Below are 17186 nucleotides of genomic sequence, written 5' to 3'. Positions count from 1 at the left end.
CACCGGGTCTACCGCGACGTGGTGGTGGAGATGGCGCGTGTCCTGGCGCAGCAGGTCGCCAAACGCGACGAGGGGGCCAGCGACAAGGACGTCACGGACCTGTTCGACACCTACCTCATGGACGTGGCGACGATCGCGGTGACCAACGACCACCGGGCACGGGCGGTCACGGAGCCCTTCAACACGGCCAAGGTCTACAACGCCTACAAGGAGATGCTCCGCGCCCGGCTGGCGGACACGCCCGCGCTGCAGGCGCTCCTGCCCTCCGACAAGGGTGTGTTCGGCGTCGCGAGGGACTTCACCAAGCTCGCCACCAGCATCGCGACCAACAACCAGGGCGACAGCATCCAGGCCGTCACGTCGGGACAGGGCGCCGGCTCGGACGAGGCACGCCCCCGACTGCCGCAGACCGGCACGGGCCCCGCGCCCCACGACCCGTCCGGGCCGAGGACGAACGGTCACCGCGACAGTCGCCCCCGGTTCGTGGTCCGGTCGAGTTTCGACGTCCGCCGGTTCACGCACAACGGTGACCCGGTCACCGACCTCACGGTCCGTCTCGCGACCCGTGGTGCGGAAGACCGGAGCGCGCATGTCGTCGAGCAACTCGGCGCGGGTGTCGAGGAGTTCCTGAACGGCCGCGACCACCGTCTGCCGAACGGTGATCGTCTGCACGTGACGGTGGAGCACGTCGACGTCTCGGACTCGCCGCATCTGACGGTGGATCTGGTGGGCCGGGACCGGGCGATGGACCAGACCACCTGGTGGGTGGACGCGGCCCCGGTGCAGCTGGTGCACGAGCTGACGCACCAGCTGGGCCTGCGCGACGAGTACCGCGACGCCGACGCCCCGCACCGCCCCCACATCCTCGGCAGCCTGCTCGGCGACCTGAACGCGGAACCCGAGGATGCCTCCCTCGCCGCCGCCGGTCTGCGCGACCGCCACCTCGCCCTGCTCGGCGCACTCGTCGGGGACGCGACCCCCACGCAGCAGACGTACGAAGGCGAGGACGGCCGCAGCTTCGAGGAGGCCCGCAGCGAGGCCGTCCCCGAGACGCGTGAGGCGGTGTGGGTGGACCCGGTCTCCCTGCCCACCCCGGCCGAGGGGCAGGGCGACCCGGCCTCCACTCCCGCCCCCGCCCCCGCCACGGGCGTCGACCCGGATACCGGGAGTGCCGTGGCCGGCGAGGTGTCGCCCCGGATGCTCGTACCGTTCAAGTCGGGGAACTTCGAGTTCACCAACCTGAAGCACACGCAGGAGGCGTACCGCGACAGAGCGGTCCGCATCATCGAGCTGCTGCGTCAGCACGACACCATCCGCGAGTACGTCGGTGGCCGTCCGGTCCGCATCACCCTGCACGTGCGCACCACGGAGACGCCCGCCGACGTGATCGACCGCGGCGAGGACGGTGTGGACATCAACCTCGCCAGCTACTACTTCGAGAAGTACGACATCGGTTACGTGATGGGCATGCTCGCCCACGAGATCGGCCTGCACCCCCTGGCCTCCCGGGACCGGAACATCCCTGACGAAGAGGCGATGTTCGAGAACTTCCCCCTGCCGGTGCCGGGACTGGAGGGCGTGAACCCGCCCCGCACCATGAGCACGGAGGGCGCCGGCCAGGCCGACCACATCATGGCCGCCTACCAGAGCAGCACCAGGCACCGGATCTACCGCCAGATCGTCCTGGAGATGGCCGGGACGCTCGCGCGGCACGCCCGGGACGGCGAAGAGAACGCGAGGCCCAGGGACGTCACCGACCTGTTCGACTGCTATCTGATGGACCTCGCCTCCATCGCCGTCACCAACGACCACCGGATGGGCGCTGCCCTGGAGCCCGGTTACACGGCGAGGGTCTACAACGCCTACAAGAGGACGCTCCACGACCTGCTGGCGGCGGATCCCGCTCTTCAGGCCCTGCTGCCGTCGGACAAGGGCATGCTGGGCGTGATGAACGACTTCCGGCGCATCGGGACGTACATCTCCGTCGGCAACCGCGGCGACAGCATCCAACGCGCCGACGCGACCTGATCTTCGGGTACGCAGAGCGACGGCGGTGGAGGGGGCGGTGGGCCGCCGCCGAGGCCGGTGTGTGCCCGCCGCCCCTGCCGCGGCCGAACCTCCCTGCGCCGCCGGCGGCCCCCTCGAGGCGGTTTCCGGCAGGAGCGGCGTTCCTGCCCCGAAGAGGGGCGCCGGCCCCGGAACCGGCTGCTCCCGCGTGCCGGAGCCCTTCGGTCCTCGGCGTGCGTGAAGGCCGCCGGATCGGAGGTTCCCTCCGTGCGGCACGCCGAATCCGCTGGTCGGGGTGGTGCGCAGGTCGTAGGCGATGGTCGCCTGTTCACCCGCGCGAACGCCCGGCGTCCCGTCGGAAGGCCGGGACGGGTGCGGTTCGCCGGGCGGCAGGTGGCGCCCGGTCGGGCCGGGGCCGGTCGGCGCGCGAACGCCCGGCCGCCCGGTCGTGCGTGTGCGAAGTATTGACCGTTCAGCATCAGAGTCCTACGTTGACGCCGTCTTGAGAGCGCTCTCAGAAAGGTGGATCATGCAATTCCGCAGAAACCTTGCCTTACTGTCAGTAGCCGCCGTGGCCGCCTCGGGCCTGTCCGCGATCGCCGGCGGCGGCGTCGCCTCCGCCACCACCGTCGAGGTGGGCAGAGGCGGTTACAGCGATGTGCGACCGCCGGGCAGACAAGGGCCGTCCGACAGCGGTGGCCAGGCGGTCAAGCCGAAGGTCACGCCCGCCATGGCGGACAAGCCCGTGCCGACCAACGACTGGTGGTCCTCGCTGGTCTTCCAGCGGTTCGCGAGCAACCCGTGGTCGGAGAACATGTACGGCCACCCCCTCACCTACAAGGCGGTCTCCGGCGGCCTGGAGGTCGGCTACCCGACCACCCACCAGATCGTCGGCGGCGGCCGCCAGTACGAGTTCCCGCACAAGGCCGACCTCACCCTCGGCCTCGCGGGCCTCAACTCGCCCGACGCCAAGGCCGACGGGTGGAGCGACTGGACGGTCACCCCCTACTGGAAGGACAGCGCCCGCACCCTGCGGACGACCATCGGCCACGGCTCGCCGTACGTCTACGCCGAGGGCACCGGCGGCGCGGCGCAGATCACGGCGGCCGCCCCGCCCACCGTCTTCGCCGACCGGGGCAACGTCCTGGGCGTCACCATCGCCGGCCACGACTACGCGCTGTTCGCCCCGAGCGGCAGCGACTGGAACGTCTCCGGCAACGACATCCGCGCCGACCTCGGCGCCAAGGACTACTTCTCCCTCGCGGTCCTGCCCGCCAAGAACGCCCTCGCCGACTACACCGAGTACGCCTTCAGCTTCGTCACCGGCTCCACCACCACCTGGGACTACCTGGAGGGCGACGGCAAGGTCAAGGCGACCTACTCGCTGACCACCGAGGCGAAGGAGGGCACCGAGACCGGCACCCTCCAGGCGCTCTACCGCCACCAGTGGATGCACACCACCGACCAGTTGACCGACTACACCTACGTCTCGTCGCGCGGCACGATGAAGGTCCGCGAGGGTAGGTCCTTCACGACGGTCCAGGACGTCAACGGCGTCCTGCCGGGGCTGCCCGGCGCCGCCGGCGTCGACAAGGCCAAACTCAAGACGTACATCAACGACGTGCTGACCCAGGGCGACCCGCTGAGCGGCGCCGTCGACACCTACTGGACCGGGAAGGCCCTCGGCAAGCTCGCCCAGCTCGTGCCGATCGCCGACCAGATCGGCGACACCGCCGCCCGCGACAGACTCCTCGCCCTCATCAAGGGACGCATGGAGGAGTGGTTCACCGTCGGCGGCCCCTCCGAGTTCTCCTACGACAAGGACTGGCGCACCCTCATCGGCTACCCGGCCTCGTACGGCAGCGACCAGGAACTGAACGACCATCACTTCCACTACTCGTACTACGTGATGGCCGCCGCCACGGTGGCGCAGTACGACCCGCAGTGGGCCGCCGACTCCGAGTGGGGCGGCATGGTGAAGGAACTCATCAAGGACGCCGCCAACCCGGCCAGGGACGACACCAAGTACCCGTTCCTGCGCGGCTTCGACGTCTACGCCGGCCACAGCTGGGCCGCCGGCCACGAGGCGTTCGCCGCCGGCAACAACCAGGAGTCGTCCTCGGAGTCGGTCAACCTCAGCGCCGGCCTGATCATGTGGGGCTCGGCCACCGGTGACAAGGCGCTGCGCGACCAGGGCGTCTACATGATGACGACCGAGTCGGAGTCGATCGCGCAGTACTGGTTCGACGCCGACCAGCAGGTCTTCCCCGAGGACTTCACCCACGACGTCGTCGGCATGGTCTGGAGCAGCGGCGGTGCCTACGCCACCTGGTGGACCGCCAACCCCGAGGAGATCCACGGCATCAACTTCCTCCCCGTGACCGGTGGTTCCCTGCATCTGGCCCGCGAGAAGGACATGCTCCGCCGCAGCATCGCCGAGATGGAGAAGGAGAACGGCGGTCCGGCCGTCGAGTGGCGGGACATCTTCTGGGAGGCGCAGGCACTGGCCGACCCGGCCAAGGCGATGGCGTTCTGGAACCAGTGGAACGGCGGCTACGTCCCCGAGGACGGCGAGACCAAGGCCCACACCTACCACTGGGTCGCCACGATGAACGCCATCGGCGCACCCGACATGACCGTCACGGCCAACACGCCCTCGGCCGTCGCCTTCGACAAGAACGACACCAAGACCTACGCCGCGCACAACTACGGTGCCGAGGCGTGCTCGGTGAAGTTCTCCGACGGCGGCGTCCTCAACGTCCCGGCGAAATCCACCGCGTCCGGAGCGGGCGACGACGCACCGCTCGAGAAGCTCTGCGGAGCGGGCGGCGACACCCCGCCGCCGCCGGACGACGACAAGCCCACCGCGCCCGGCACCCCGGTCGCGAGCGGCGTCACCGACAACGCGGTCACCCTGACCTGGGCCCCCGCCGAGGACGACAAGGGCATCAAGAACTACGACGTCTTCCGCGGCACCACCAAGGTCGCCACGGTCACCGAACCCGTCCACACCGACACCGGACTGACCCCGGGCACCTCGTACACCTACAGCGTGAAGGCCCGCGACACCGCGGGCCAGGTCGGTCCGGCCAGTGGCACGGTGACCGTCACCACCACCGGTGACGCACCCCCTCCGTACGTCACGGGCGACACCTTCTACCCGCAGGCGGACGGCCGCCTCAGCACCACGGCGGCCACGGCGGCGTCCTCCGACACCATCCGGTCGGCGGGCGGCACCAACAACGACGGCACACCGAAGAACCCGGTCGTCTACGAGGTCAAGAACGTGAAGGGCACCGTCAAGTCGGGTGCCACCACGGCCTTCGACCTCAAGGTCGACGCCGGCACCTCCGTCGGCAACGCCCAGCAGGCCCGGGTGTCGTACGACCTGACCGGCGACGGCACCTTCGAGCGTGTCGAGACGTTCCGCTACTTCGCCACCGACCCGGTCCCCGGCTGGGAGGCGTACTCCTCGGCCCGCCAGGGCCTGCACTCCGCCACGGGCACCCTGGGCGACCTCAACGGCGGAACCATCCGCGTCGAGGTCTGGAGCGCCCTGGGCAACACCCCGTCCACCCTCCAGGTGGGCGCGGGCTCCGTCCTCACCGTTCCGTTCGCCTGACCTGACCTGACCTGACCGGACCTGACCGGACCGGCGCTCACGAACAGCTGACGAACAGCGCACGAAAGGCCCGGCACCGGAGGCGTGGCGTGGATCCACACCTCCGGTGCCGGGCCGCGGCGCGTGCGGGCCTCCTTTTGCCGGGCCGGGCGCGCCGTGATAGTACGGAAGGAGGGGTACGACGTAATGAGCGGCGGGTGTGGGGATCTTCCCCTCCGGATGTCCGCTCGCTCGATGCGGGATTGTTCGCGGGAGGCATTCTCCACGCTGACGCCAGTGCGATACCGGGCGGCCACTCCTCATGCGCTCAAGGTGACTTCGGTGAACAGCCATCACGTGCGAGCATCCGGCCCATCTGAGCGAGGGGTGACCGATGAGTGCTGTCAGAGAGAAGCGGCGGCACGGCTCGCCCGGTCCCCAGCCGGCGGGAGTGTGGGCTCATTTCTGGTTTCGGACGAGCTGGATTTTCGTGTCCCCCTGGCGCAAGACGCGCAACTGGTGGCTGCTGAAAAGGGGTGAGCGGAGGGCGCGTCATTGGTGGCGGCCACGGACCTCGTTGGTGTACGGGGCCTACGCCGCACTTCTGCTGGTGTACCTGGCAGTGATCGTCTACGGCTTCGTCAGGCCGGGAAAAGCAGATCTGCTGGGCAGTTGGCAGGGCGTGCTCACAGCCCTCGGCCTGTCGTCCACTGCCGTCGTGGCGGCTGTGTGGTTCTTCTTCTCGCGTTTCCTGAGGACCCGTCGCTACTACCTGCGCAAGGCCGTACGGCATCCCGGCGAGCTGGTGAAGCCCGGCACCATCATCGGCGAGGTGGTGGGACGCGACCAGTTGTGCGACGCCCTCATGAACGACCTGAAGGATTCGAGCCAGCGTCGTCCCCACGTGATCGTCGGTGCGATCGGAGTCGGGAAGACGGCCCTGCTCGTGCGTCTCACACAGCGCCTCGCCCGGAGAAAAGTGGCCCCCGTCGTGCTGCAACTGCGTGACGTCCAGGAACAGCTCGACTTCTCGCGACTCGCCAGGGAAAAGTTCTGCGAAGAGGTGCTGGGAAGGGTCTCCTCCGCTGCTGAGGCGGAGAAGGTGTGGCAGCAACTGCGTTACCGCGAGGACCGCGTCGTCGTACTCGCAGACGGACTCGAAGACGTCCTGAAGGGCGACGACGACCGCAACAACAAGATCCGCAAGGCCATCAACGACGCGCGGGACGCCAGGCTCCCCCTGGTCGTCACGTCCCGACCGCAGAAGTCGCTGGAGGCCGTCAACGCCGCTCAGACGATGCTGGAACCGCTGAGTGAAGAGGTCGCGCTCCGCTACGTCGCGGAGGGCGGCAACTGGCGGTCGAACAGGCAGCGCATGGACTGGGTGGTGGAGGCGGCCGACATCGCCGAATCCCCTCTCTACCTCAACATCGCCAAGGACCTGGAGCTCCGTGGCAGGCTCGAGGCGATCGTGGGCGCCGGAGGCGACGAGTTGTGCGATCCGCGTGACCAGGACATGTGGGGGCTGCGGTACGACTTGCTGGAGGAATGGGTGAAGGCGCTCACGGACGGCGCGCTCTACCCGGAAGAGCCGATTTCGGGCAAGGGGCGTGTGGCTACCGTCGAGTACCTTTCGGCTCTTGCCTGTGCGGCGCTGCGCACCAATTCGACGTACGTCGGCTACGAGGTTCTGAACACGAACCCCGCACCCGGCGCGGATGCGGGCAGCAAGGAAGAACGCCGACGGCTCGAAGTGGCGAAAGCCTTGAGCGCTCTGGTCGACGAGCGCATCAGGCGCCCGGAGATCGAGGCCGGCGCCGTGGTCTACGGGAACATGGACGAGCGCCTGGCTGTCAGTTGGGGCAGTCGGCTGGGACTGGTGGAGGAGCGGGAGAACGGAGTCAGGTTCCACCACAGCGTTCTGCAGGCTTTCCTCGCTTCCCGCTGCATGGATGCGTGGGTGCGGCCCAAGGGGACAACAGGCGGGCGGCGGTCGGAAACGCGGTGCGGCACACCCGAATCCGCCAGACAGGTCTACTTCGATCAGGCTCTGCAGCGTCCTGGCCGAGAGCTTTCCCTGGCTCTCGTGTTCTACTCGCGGTCGAGTGACGCTCTGCAGGGATGTCACGGTCAACACGGTCCCGCGGCGGGCGCCCCCGGTGACGAATGTCCCGTCGGGATCGTCCGTGATCAGCTCCGGGATGCCGCGGCCAAAGCCCTGGCCGACAACGCATCGGTTCGCGGGGCGGACCGTGAGGACTCGGCGAGCGGCGACGTCGAGCAGGACCCGCAGATCAGGGCTCTGGAGCTGTACTCCGCCGCACTCGACGTCGATGGCTTCCACCACGAGCCGCAGCACCGCAAGATCGTTGAGGATGTCCACGATCGTTGGAGCCAACTGCAGGTCTACAACGACAGGAAGCTCGACCCGCCGAAGAAGGCCCTGATCAAGCGGATCGGTGCGACCGGTCTCCTCCTGAGCAGACGGCGGGCCCTGCGACCCTCCGGCGTGCCGGAAGTCCACGCTGAGACGGCCTACGACCTTCTGTTCGACATCGCCCGCGAAGAGCCCTCCCACGGTGTGCGGTTCGCCATCGCCCAGGCGATCGGTGACGGTGGCGACGAGGCCTTCTACGCGCTTGAAGAGGAACTCTCCCGCACCGCGGACGAAGTGCGGCCCTTGTCGTTCTCGGAGAGCCGAGCAGCGGTCTCCTTCACACAGGAGAGCATCGACGACACCTTCTACGCCATCTCCTACAGCCTCGGTCTCAGCGAGGGCGGCAGTGGTCTCGCATCCGGCTCGGCCCAACTCCGCGAAGCGGACGGTCCGTCGTCCGCGCCGGGCACCACAAGAACCGAGCGGCTGCTGCGCAAAGGACGCAGGGACGCCATCGAGAAGCAACGGCGCAGAGAAGCGGAAGGGGAGGAGCGGGAGCGGGAGGCGGAGGAGAAGAACCGGCGAGCACTGATCATGCGAGCCTGGCTCGCGCCCATGCTGGTGCACTCCTGCTCCTTCACCCCGCACCAGCACACACCGTACGAAGTGCTCTCCCACTGGATACAGCGGCTGCCTGACCCCGAGGTCGATCTGGAACTGCAGGTGGCCCTCGCCCAGGGCTTCCGGCAAGCCGCCAACCATCGCACACCTCCCACGCAACCGGGCAGAGCCCACAACTTCCTCAACGAGCAGGCGTGGGAGATGCTGAAGCACACCGACTACTGGTTCGCCCGCCTCGCTCTGGTGCACGCGCTGACACTGTGGGCCCTCCCCGACGACGTCACTCAGGGGCAACCCCGACGCGGGCACGGCGCCAGCCCGGCCAGGCAGGTGCGCCAGTGGCTGGAACACAGTGATGACCCCAACAGCAGGCGCTCACGGCGCAACGAGCACCCGTTGGTCAAAGCGGCGGGGAAAATGGCACGCCATGCCCTGCAGACCCGACGTCCGGACCGGTTCCTGTGGATCGACGAGGCCGGCATGGCCTCACAGATCGGGTCCGAGACCAGCCTGCCGAGCGAGTCTCGGGTGCACAACCTGTGGATCCCGCCCTCCAGGGGCTGGAGCACCCTCGACCCCGGCGCTCAGCAACTGCTCGCCGACGTCCTGGTCCTTCTGATCCTCTCCGAGCAGCGAGGCGACCGGCCGGCGAACGCGAGGTTGCGCCTGGAGCACGCGTACGCCCGCGAGCACGGACATCTCCCGCCGTGCATGGCCGGTGACCGTACCCCTCTCAGCCCGAGGCAGGCACTCGTCGGGGAGGCGCCGCGCTCACTGCCCGGCTCCAACTGCGTCGACGGCTGCACCTTTGAGTTCTGCCCGTACCCGCCCAAAGGGCCGCAGTGCCGAACGGAACTGAACGAACTCTTCTGCGTTCATCAGCACGCGATGCTCAAGAGAATGCAGTTCCAGGCATGGCGTTCCCTGAGGTTCCGCCGACGGGCGCCGTGGCAGCGCAGGACCACGGTGGCGAACCTGCGCAGATTCTGGGACGAGATGGGGGCTCGCGCGCGGAACCTCTCTCTGAAGGAGGCGTCGTCCGACAGCGACGACGGTGAGTGAACTCATTGCCCTCCGGACCGCGGACGGACGGCCAGGACCAAGCGGCTGCGGCTGGTCCTGGCCGGACGGTGCCGTCATCCCGGTCGCCTGCTGCGGGCGTTCGCCTCCGCGACGAGGGCGCTCAGAAGCTCGTCCTGGGTGAGCGCACGCAGCCGGCCGGGCTCGGCGTCCCACTCGACGCCACCGCCGAGCGGGCGGACCCGGACGTACGGGCCCTCGTGCCCCGTCACGCGTCCCACCTGGTCACGGGCGGTGTCGCGGACCGCCTCGCCGACGGCCGGGAGCCCGTCGGCGGCGTCCGTCACCTGCCGATCCCCTTCATGATCACGGCCGCGAGCATCAGGGCGACGGGGGCCGAGCACACCCCGAGGTGGACGAGCGCGTACTGCGCCTCCGCCTTGCGGTCGTCCGCCCACGGCGTACGGATGTCCATCGCGGGAAGCTGGATGCCCGCCTGGGAGAGGGCGGCGGCGAGCGCGTCACGGGCTTCGAGGGCCTCGGCGGCCCTGGGGGCGGGGGAGTCGTGGGGAGTCGGGCGGGTCTGGTCCATGAGGGTCCTCGTGGGTGTCGGTGTCCGTACGGGGTGTGGTTCCGCTGATTCCATGACCTGACCGCTCCGGCTGAATTACTCTGCGTAGTCCGGTCGTTACGAGGATGCGGCCGGGCGTGGGCGGCCGAGGTGTGGCCGGGCGGTGCTTCCCCGTCGCGCCGAGCCGGTTCCACGAGTTCCACATCGGTCGTCCGAACGTCCCGGAGGGAGCGGTATGTCGCAGCGGCGCGCCATCACCGGCCGCAGCCAGGAACCGCGCCGGCGGTTCGCCGAGGAACTGCGGACGCTACGGGCCGGGAGCGGGACGAGCCTGCGGGCGCTCGGCGAACGCCTCGGCTGGGACTGGTCGTTGTTCGGCAAGATGGAGAAGGGCGAGACGCTGGGCAGCCCGGAGGTCGTCCAGGCCCTCGACACGCACTACGGGACCCCGGGACTGCTGCTCGCCCTGTGGGAGCTGGCCGCGGGGGACCACACGCAGTTCCGCGAACGCTACCGGCGGTACATGGCCCTGGAGGCGGAGGCGGTGAGCCTGTGGCACTTCGCGGTGAGCGTGCTGCCGGGCCTGCTGCAGACACCGGGGTACGCGCGGGAAGTGCTGGCGGCGGGCGGGCTCAAGGGCAAAGAGCTCGAACAGCAGGTCGAGGCGAGGATGGGGCGGCGGGAGCTGTTGGAGGGGGAGGACGCGCCCCGGTTCCGGACGATCCTCTCCGAGGCGGTTCTGCGGACGGCGTTGTTGGACACCTCCGAGTGGCGCGGGCAGCTGGAGCACCTCGCCGAGGTGGCGGAGCGTCGGAACATCGCTGTTCAGGTGCTGCCCTTCAGCGCCGGCCCGTACGGTCTCGACAGCACCGACGTGTGGTTTCTGCGTCTGCCGCAGCAGCGCACGGTGGCTTACACGGAGAACGCGCACCGGGGTGACCTGATCGAGGACGATGCGGCGGTCGAGAAGCTGCAAGCCGCTTACGATGCAGTCCGTGACCTGGCGCTGACCCGGGCCGAGTCGCGGAAGTTCATCCTGCGGATGTTGGAGGAAGTGCCGTGCGAACCATCGACCTTGGCACAGTGACGTGGCGCAAGAGCTCCCACAGCAACTCGGACGGTGGAGCATGCGTCGAGGTCTCCCACGACTTCGCCGCCGTCGCCGTCCCGATACGGGACAGCAAGGTTCCGCAAGGCCCGGTGCTCGTGTTCCCCGCCGCCGACTGGGCCTCCTTCGTCTCGGCCGTCAAGGAAGGGCAGTTGAGCGGGTGAACCCGTCATGACCTCACCCACGCTGGCCGTCGTGAGCGGGGGCCCCGGCACGGGGAAGACCACGCTGGCCCACGCCCTCGCCCAGGAACTGGGATGCCCTGCCGTCATCCGGGACGAGATCAAGCAGGGCCTGGTTCTGTCCACCCCCGGCCACCGGGGCGGCGGCGACGACCCGCTCAACCGCCCGGCGCTGGAGGCGTTCTTCGAAGTGCTGGAGGTGATGCTCCGGGCCGGGGTGACGACCGTGGCGGAGGCCGCCTACCAGGACCGGCTGTGGCGGCCGAACCTGGAACCGCTCACGGACCTCGCCCGGATCCGCGTCGTCCGCTGCGTCACGCCTGCCGCGGTCGCGCACGAACGTATCGTCCGGCGCGTCGAGGAGGACGCCCACCGGGCCGCACACGGCGACCGCGACCTGCTCGACAGGATCGCGGCCGGTGAGCACTCGCTGGAGTCCTTCGTGCCGGTCTCCCTCGACGTCCCCACCCTGACGGTGGACACCTCCGCCGGGTACGTCCCGAGCATCCGGAGCATCGCCACGTTCGTACGGGCAGCCGCACCGGACGGAGCCGACGGCCCCGGCTGAGCCGTGTGCGACGGGGACGTTCGTTCATCTCGTGGTCCGGCCGTCCGTCCGGCCGTCCGGCGGGACTGTCGGTGATCCGTAGGGGATGTGTCGGTGACCGTTGGAACCATGGGGGTCACGGTGCCCAGCAGGGCAGCCGCAGCCGCCCCACCAGCAAGGGACCCCCTGCCATGTCGTCCACGTCCTCCACTCCGCCCTGGGATGTTCAACGGCTGCCGCGTGCCGATGGCGGCACCTTCCTGGTCACCGGCGGCAACGCCGGCATCGGGTACTTCGTCGCGGAGCAGTTGTCGGCCACCGGTGCCACCGTCGTACTGGGCAGTCGGAACCCCACGAAGGCCGAGACCGCGATGACCTCGATCCGCTCGCGTGTCCCCGGCGCGCGGGTACGGGCCGTACGGCTGGATCTCGCCGACCTCTCCTCGCTCGGAACGGCGGTGGAGTCGATGGGCGTGGAACGCCTCGACGCGGTGGTCCACAACGCCGGCGTCGCGATCGACGACCCGCCTCGCCGGGAGACCGGGGACGGTCACGAGCTCATGTTCGGTACGAACCACCTGGGGCACTTCGCGCTGACCCACTGGCTGATGCCGCTGCTGTCGGCCGCGCCGGCGGCCCGCATCGTGACCATGGGCAGCTTCGCGGCCAAGTCCGAGCGGCTCGACCTGGACGACCTGCAGTCCCGGAAGGACTACCGGCCCAAACGCACCTACGGGCGCTCCAAGTTGGCGCAGATGTACTTCGGACTCGAACTCGACCGCCGCCTGCGTGCTGCCGGCAGCACGGTGGCGAGCGTGGTGGTCCATCCGGGCGGCGCGCTGGACTCCCTCACCCCGGAACGGCCGCCGGTCCATGCGCGAACTGTCGGCGCACGGCTGGGCGCGGCACCCGCGGCACTCCTGGTCCAGGGCAAGCACGCCGGTGCGTGGCCCGCCGTCCGGGCGGTGCTCGACCCGGCCGTGCGGGGAGGTCAACTGTGGGGACCGCGCGTCTTCGGCCTGCGCGGCGAGCCCCGACGCGAATCCGTGTGGAACCACCTCGCCGATCCGTCCGTCGCGACGCGGTTGTGGGACGCGAGCCGTGATCTGACCGGCCTCGACCCCGATGCCGGTTCCCCTCACCTCGAGGCCACAGCGCTCGAGCAGCCGTCCGTCGGCTTCTCGGTCGGCTGTCACCGGTTCCCGTAGTCCTCCATCAGGTCGCCGATGAGGGAGAGCAGGGCGTCGGCCCGGTGCCGGTCCTCGCGCTGGTCGCGCAGGGCCTGGTCCAGCGCCCGGAGCCGGTCCAGGGCGGCCGGAACCCGGTCCCGCACCTCGTCGAGCAGCTCCGTGGTGATCAGGTCCAGACATGCGGTGAGCAGGCGGCGGGTGGCGGGGGAGGGTGGGTCGGGGGCGGGAGTGGCAAAGCCGGTGGTCAGGTACCGGGCGGGGTCGGTGAGGCTCCAGCCGACGACGGTGCCCTGCTGGACGAGGAGTGCCACGTCGGGAGCGATGCCGATGCGGGCGTCCAGCGGCTCGTCGAGGACGTCGAGGTCGCGCAGACAGGTCAGCACGGTGTCTCCGGGGGCGCGACAGAGCTCCGTGGCCACCTCCAGACGGAAGTCCCGGGCCGCGTGCGCACGAAGGCCACCCGGACGGATGGCAGGCGCGACCGGAACCCGGACGGAGTCCTCTGCGTCGGTGGCCTCACCGGCGATCTGGAACTCGGCGCCCACCAGTTCCCGGCTCGTCCGGTCGAACCGGAGTTCGTCGGGAGCGTCCCAGAGCCACTCCTGGCTGCCAAAGGTGTCCAGAAGGAATTGCCCACGTTCCTCGACGTTTGCGTACGGCGCGACGCGCACGCGGAAGTCCCGGAAATCGAAGCGAGGGCTGATGCGCAGCGGATCGCCGGTCACCGTCGCGGTCCAGTCGCCGTCGATGGTGATTCTCATGGTGAATGCCACCTCACAGGAATCCTGCCTTCCACTACGTCTGCGCGCGAACGGAGTCGCCTGTGAAACGGGGGCAGTTGATTGCCCGTCACTGTGGCGGACCAGCCACCGTCGCAGGCCGGTCTCCTGGTCATCGACGGCCTGTCCGGTCAAGGTTGGTGTGCAGCTCGGACCGAGAAGCGTTCACTGCCCGGTGCGGCCGGTTGTCCGGCGGCGTCGAGACCGCCGTAGGAATGTGACTCATGTGCTTTTCTGCAAGGCGAGGGCAGGAAAACGAGACCCTGCTCGAGTTCCGCCGCGCCTCTTGAGGTCCTCGGCGAACATGTCCCAGTCGGGTCCGGAGCGCAGCAGGTCCGCGGCTGCCTCCCGGAGCAGTCGCGGGTCGTCGGGACGTTGCAGGCAGGCCAGGCGGTAGGCGAGGTTCCTGTCCCAGGGCGGCAGGGCCGTCCAGTCCTCGGCGAGGACGTCCCGGAGCATGGCGAGGGTCTCGTCGGCCGTCGCGAAGGTGAGCTTCTCGACGAACTCGCGGGCCGCCTCGTTGACCTGCCGACTGTCGGCGCCGTCGATCGCCCGGCTGAGCTTCCTCGCTGCGGAGACCGGCTCGGGCACATCTCGCTTTTCCCGACGGATGTCGAACGCGCGCACCGTCACCCAGTACTCGAATTCCTCGACCGACACTGCACACAGGTGACGGTCGTCAACCGAAACCGCGACGAACTCCGGTGAGCCTGTCGCTGCGGAAACGCGGGAAGGGAGGTTCTTGCCGACCGGGTCCTTGACGCGAATCCAGCTGACCTCGCTCCCTCCCGGCACGGGCGGGAGGATGAGGAACTCGCCGTTCTCCGCGCGCAGTGAAGCTTGCGCCGCGTGGTGATGCCACGCCTCGTCCAGTTCGTCGGCGGCGTGCGGGGTGGTGGCGGGGATCGCGGCGACCGGCTCGACCTCGAATCCGTTGACCGCGTGGATGGCGGCATCCACGGGTGGGCCGCCTTGCGCCGCTTCTCCCGTCACCTCGAGGCCGCAGCGCTTGAGCAGCCGTACGGCGGCTTCTCGGTCGGTCGTCACCAGTCCCCGTAGTCCTCCACATAGGTGGCGATCAGTTCGAGCAGGGCGTCGGCCCGGTGCCGGTCCTCGCGCTGCTCGCGCAGGGCCTTGTCGGCGGCTTGGAGGCGGGCCAGTGCCGTCGGTTCGCCGTCCACCACGTCGTCGACCACCGGCGTGGTGACGAGGTCCAGGCATTCGGTGAGCAGGCGTCGTGTGGCGGGGGAGGGCGGGTCGGGGTCGGGGTCGGAGTACGTCGTGGTCAGGTACCGGGCGGGGTCGGTGAGGCTCCAGCCGACGACGGTGCCGTGCTGGACGAGGAGTGCCACGTCGGGGGCGATGCCGATGCGGGCGTCCAGCGGCTCGTCGAGGACGTCGAGGTCGCGCAGACAGGTCAGCACGGTGTCCCCGGGAGCACGGCACAGCACCGTGCACCTCTCATGGCGGAAGTCCCGGGCCTCATCGGCACGGAGCCCGCCCGCGCGTACCGCGGGCGTGAGGGGAAGACGGGCGACTTGCTCGGCGGAGGCGGACTCTTCCGGCCAGTGGAATTCCGCCCCGACCAGCTCTCGGGCGGCCTTGTCGAACCGGAGGACGTCAGGGGTGTCCCACAGCCAGTCCTGGCTGCCGAAGGTGTCCGAGAGGAACCGCACACGCTCCGCCGTATCCGTGTAGCGCGCGATGTCCACGGAGGCGCTGCCGGTGAAGCGGGGGGAGACGCACAGCGGGCCATCCGTCACCGTTGCGCGCCAGTCGCCGTCAAAGGCCAGTTGCATCGTCATGGCCGTCCTGTCCGATCAGTGTCGACGTGCACTCGGGCCGAGAAGCTTTCGCTGTCCGGTCCGGCCGACTCCTCGGCGACGAAACGTCGCCCAGGCCGCGGTTACCGCTGTCTGGAGTCGGGCGTCGTCGAGATCGCCGGGTTCTGCGAGGTCGGGGTCGATCGAGTAGTCCTCGAGGCGTGACCAGGCCTTGTTGCCAGGCGGGTGAGCGGCGGTCACGGACGCCGTCACCGCATCGATCTGTGCGTCCCCGGGTGCTGGGCCCGACGATTTCTCATTTACCACAGAAACCCTTAGTACTCCAGCAGCGGTTTGTGTCCTGAGCTGCGTTTTCGGTGATGGCAGTGGCGGGCGACCGCCTGGCGGCGTCTTCTCCAGGCCGACCACTTCAGCGCGTGGGTGACGGGATCGCGGTCGGCTCGCGGGTGGGGCAGGAGAGCGTCCAGGAGCCGCCGTATCTCTGCCACGGTGAGCGGGACGGAGGCTGATCCGTTTCTGCAGCCCCCTTTGCGGCATCGCCGTCGGCCTGGGGCTGTGCTGCGAGTGCGGTCAGGATGGCATGGGCGAGCATGGCCAGAGTGATGTGCCGATACCAGCCGACATAGCGACGGACCTCGTACTCGTCCAGGCCGCACTCATTCTTCGCGGCCTGGAAGCACTCCTCGATCGCCCAACGGGAGCCGGCCACCTTGGCCAGCTCGGCGATCTCGACACCCACGGGTGCGTAAGCGAGGTAATAGGCCAGGTCAGCGGGGTCGGACAGGCTGCGGCGGGCCATCACCCAACGGTGGTGGGTCGGCGGGTCGGGGTCGAAGACGATGTTGGCAGGCAGCTTGGCCGCGGCCCAGTCGTAGATCCGAGGCCCCTTCGCCCCGTCACCGCAGGACAGCCGCTGCCAGGCATCACCGGGTGCGTCCTCGATGAGCTGGTCGATGCGCCAGATGCCGGCCAGGGACTTGATCTGCTGCGACTTGGGCACCGCCACCACATAGCCGATGTCGAGTTGCTCAAGCAGGCGGCAAAAGTTCCAGTCCTGCCCATAGGCCTCGTCTGCGGTAATCCACTTGGCGGGCAGACCAGCAGCCAGGCAGCGACGGACCATATCCCGCGCCAGCTCTCCCTTGGTCGCGAAGCCGCGTTCGTCGGGGATCTTCGCCGCCCGGCAGCGGTCACGATCGGACGTCCAGGCTTTGGGCAGGTAGAGCTCCCGGTCCACCAAAGCCCGGCCCGAGCCGGTGGCGTAGGCGGCGAACACCCCGATCTGACAATTGTCGATCTTCCCAGGGGCTTGTATTTCAATTACTGCTCTGCGAGCCGGAGTTGGCGGGACACTGGGGTGTGACTGCACATACGGCCGCTCGAGCCTCGGTGGTGGCTC

General features: G+C 69.3%; 13 protein-coding genes. 7 read left to right on the top strand and 6 right to left on the bottom strand.

Features of this window, described 5'->3' with window-relative positions; translation table 11 throughout:
* The 3 genes from ACIP5W_RS35330 to ACIP5W_RS35320 all read left to right on the top strand — a co-directional run.
* Positions 1–2028: hypothetical protein (locus tag ACIP5W_RS35330; RefSeq protein WP_401482119.1), on the top strand; the 2028-nt coding region annotated here is incomplete at its 5' end.
* Positions 2029–2536: 508 nt separating this feature from the next.
* The gene (locus ACIP5W_RS35325) at positions 2537–5629 is read left to right on the top strand and encodes a glycosyl hydrolase (protein ID WP_401482117.1); all 3093 of its coding nucleotides are present in this window, start codon (positions 2537–2539) and stop codon (positions 5627–5629) included.
* 559 nt (positions 5630–6188) lie between these two features.
* Entirely contained in the window at positions 6189–9668 is a 3480-nt protein-coding gene (locus tag ACIP5W_RS35320; RefSeq protein ID WP_401482116.1) for an NACHT domain-containing protein, read from the top strand.
* 74 nt (positions 9669–9742) lie between these two features.
* Here ACIP5W_RS35320 and ACIP5W_RS35315 read toward each other — a convergent pair whose 3' ends face one another.
* Positions 9743–9973, bottom strand: a complete 231-nt coding sequence (locus tag ACIP5W_RS35315) for a hypothetical protein (RefSeq protein ID WP_401482115.1) — start codon at positions 9971–9973, stop codon at positions 9743–9745.
* On the bottom strand, positions 9970–10218 hold the full coding sequence (locus tag ACIP5W_RS35310) for a hypothetical protein (protein WP_401482114.1): 249 nt from the start codon (positions 10216–10218) through the stop codon (positions 9970–9972). The genes ACIP5W_RS35315 and ACIP5W_RS35310 overlap by 4 nt, the downstream gene beginning before the upstream one ends.
* Before the next feature lie 214 nt (positions 10219–10432).
* On the opposite strand from ACIP5W_RS35310, the gene ACIP5W_RS35305 reads away from it, so the two are divergent.
* The 4 genes from ACIP5W_RS35305 (at position 10433) to ACIP5W_RS35290 (ending at position 13242) form a co-directional block, all read left to right on the top strand.
* Positions 10433–11284, top strand: coding sequence for a helix-turn-helix domain-containing protein (locus ACIP5W_RS35305; RefSeq protein WP_401482113.1), 852 nt, complete (start codon positions 10433–10435; stop codon positions 11282–11284).
* A complete protein-coding gene (locus tag ACIP5W_RS35300) occupies positions 11257–11469 on the top strand; it encodes a DUF397 domain-containing protein (protein WP_401482112.1) in 213 nt (70 codons plus the stop codon). The genes ACIP5W_RS35305 and ACIP5W_RS35300 overlap by 28 nt, the downstream gene beginning before the upstream one ends.
* 7 nt (positions 11470–11476) lie before the next feature.
* A complete protein-coding gene (locus tag ACIP5W_RS35295) occupies positions 11477–12055 on the top strand; it encodes an AAA family ATPase (protein WP_401482111.1) in 579 nt (192 codons plus the stop codon).
* A 170-nt stretch (positions 12056–12225) separates the two neighbouring features.
* Positions 12226–13242 carry an SDR family NAD(P)-dependent oxidoreductase gene (locus ACIP5W_RS35290; RefSeq protein WP_401482109.1) on the top strand — a complete coding sequence of 339 codons (1017 nt, stop codon included), beginning with the start codon at positions 12226–12228 and terminating at the stop codon, positions 13240–13242.
* On the opposite strand, the gene ACIP5W_RS35285 is transcribed toward ACIP5W_RS35290, so the two are convergent.
* The 4 genes from ACIP5W_RS35285 to ACIP5W_RS35270 form a co-directional block, all read right to left on the bottom strand.
* A complete protein-coding gene (locus ACIP5W_RS35285) occupies positions 13227–13985 on the bottom strand; it encodes a hypothetical protein (RefSeq protein ID WP_401482108.1) in 759 nt (252 codons plus the stop codon). The two genes, ACIP5W_RS35290 and ACIP5W_RS35285, sit on opposite strands and share 16 nt — an antisense overlap.
* A gap of 240 nt (positions 13986–14225) precedes the next feature.
* Positions 14226–15050 (bottom strand): hypothetical protein, encoded by an 825-nt coding sequence (locus tag ACIP5W_RS35280; RefSeq protein ID WP_401482106.1) that lies wholly within the window; start codon positions 15048–15050, stop codon positions 14226–14228.
* The gene (locus tag ACIP5W_RS35275) at positions 15047–15808 is read right to left on the bottom strand and encodes a hypothetical protein (RefSeq protein ID WP_401482104.1); all 762 of its coding nucleotides are present in this window, start codon (positions 15806–15808) and stop codon (positions 15047–15049) included. The genes ACIP5W_RS35280 and ACIP5W_RS35275 overlap by 4 nt, the downstream gene beginning before the upstream one ends.
* 388 nt (positions 15809–16196) lie before the next feature.
* Positions 16197–17156, bottom strand: coding sequence for an IS701 family transposase (locus ACIP5W_RS35270; RefSeq protein ID WP_401482121.1), 960 nt, complete (start codon positions 17154–17156; stop codon positions 16197–16199).
* Positions 17157–17186: the final 30 nt, after the last annotated feature.

Source organism: Streptomyces sp. NPDC088766, from assembly GCF_044750845.1.
GTDB lineage: Bacteria > Actinomycetota > Actinomycetes > Streptomycetales > Streptomycetaceae > Streptomyces.
The sequence above is the reverse complement of the archived record's forward strand: the minus strand, read 5'-3'. Positions and strand labels throughout refer to the sequence as shown.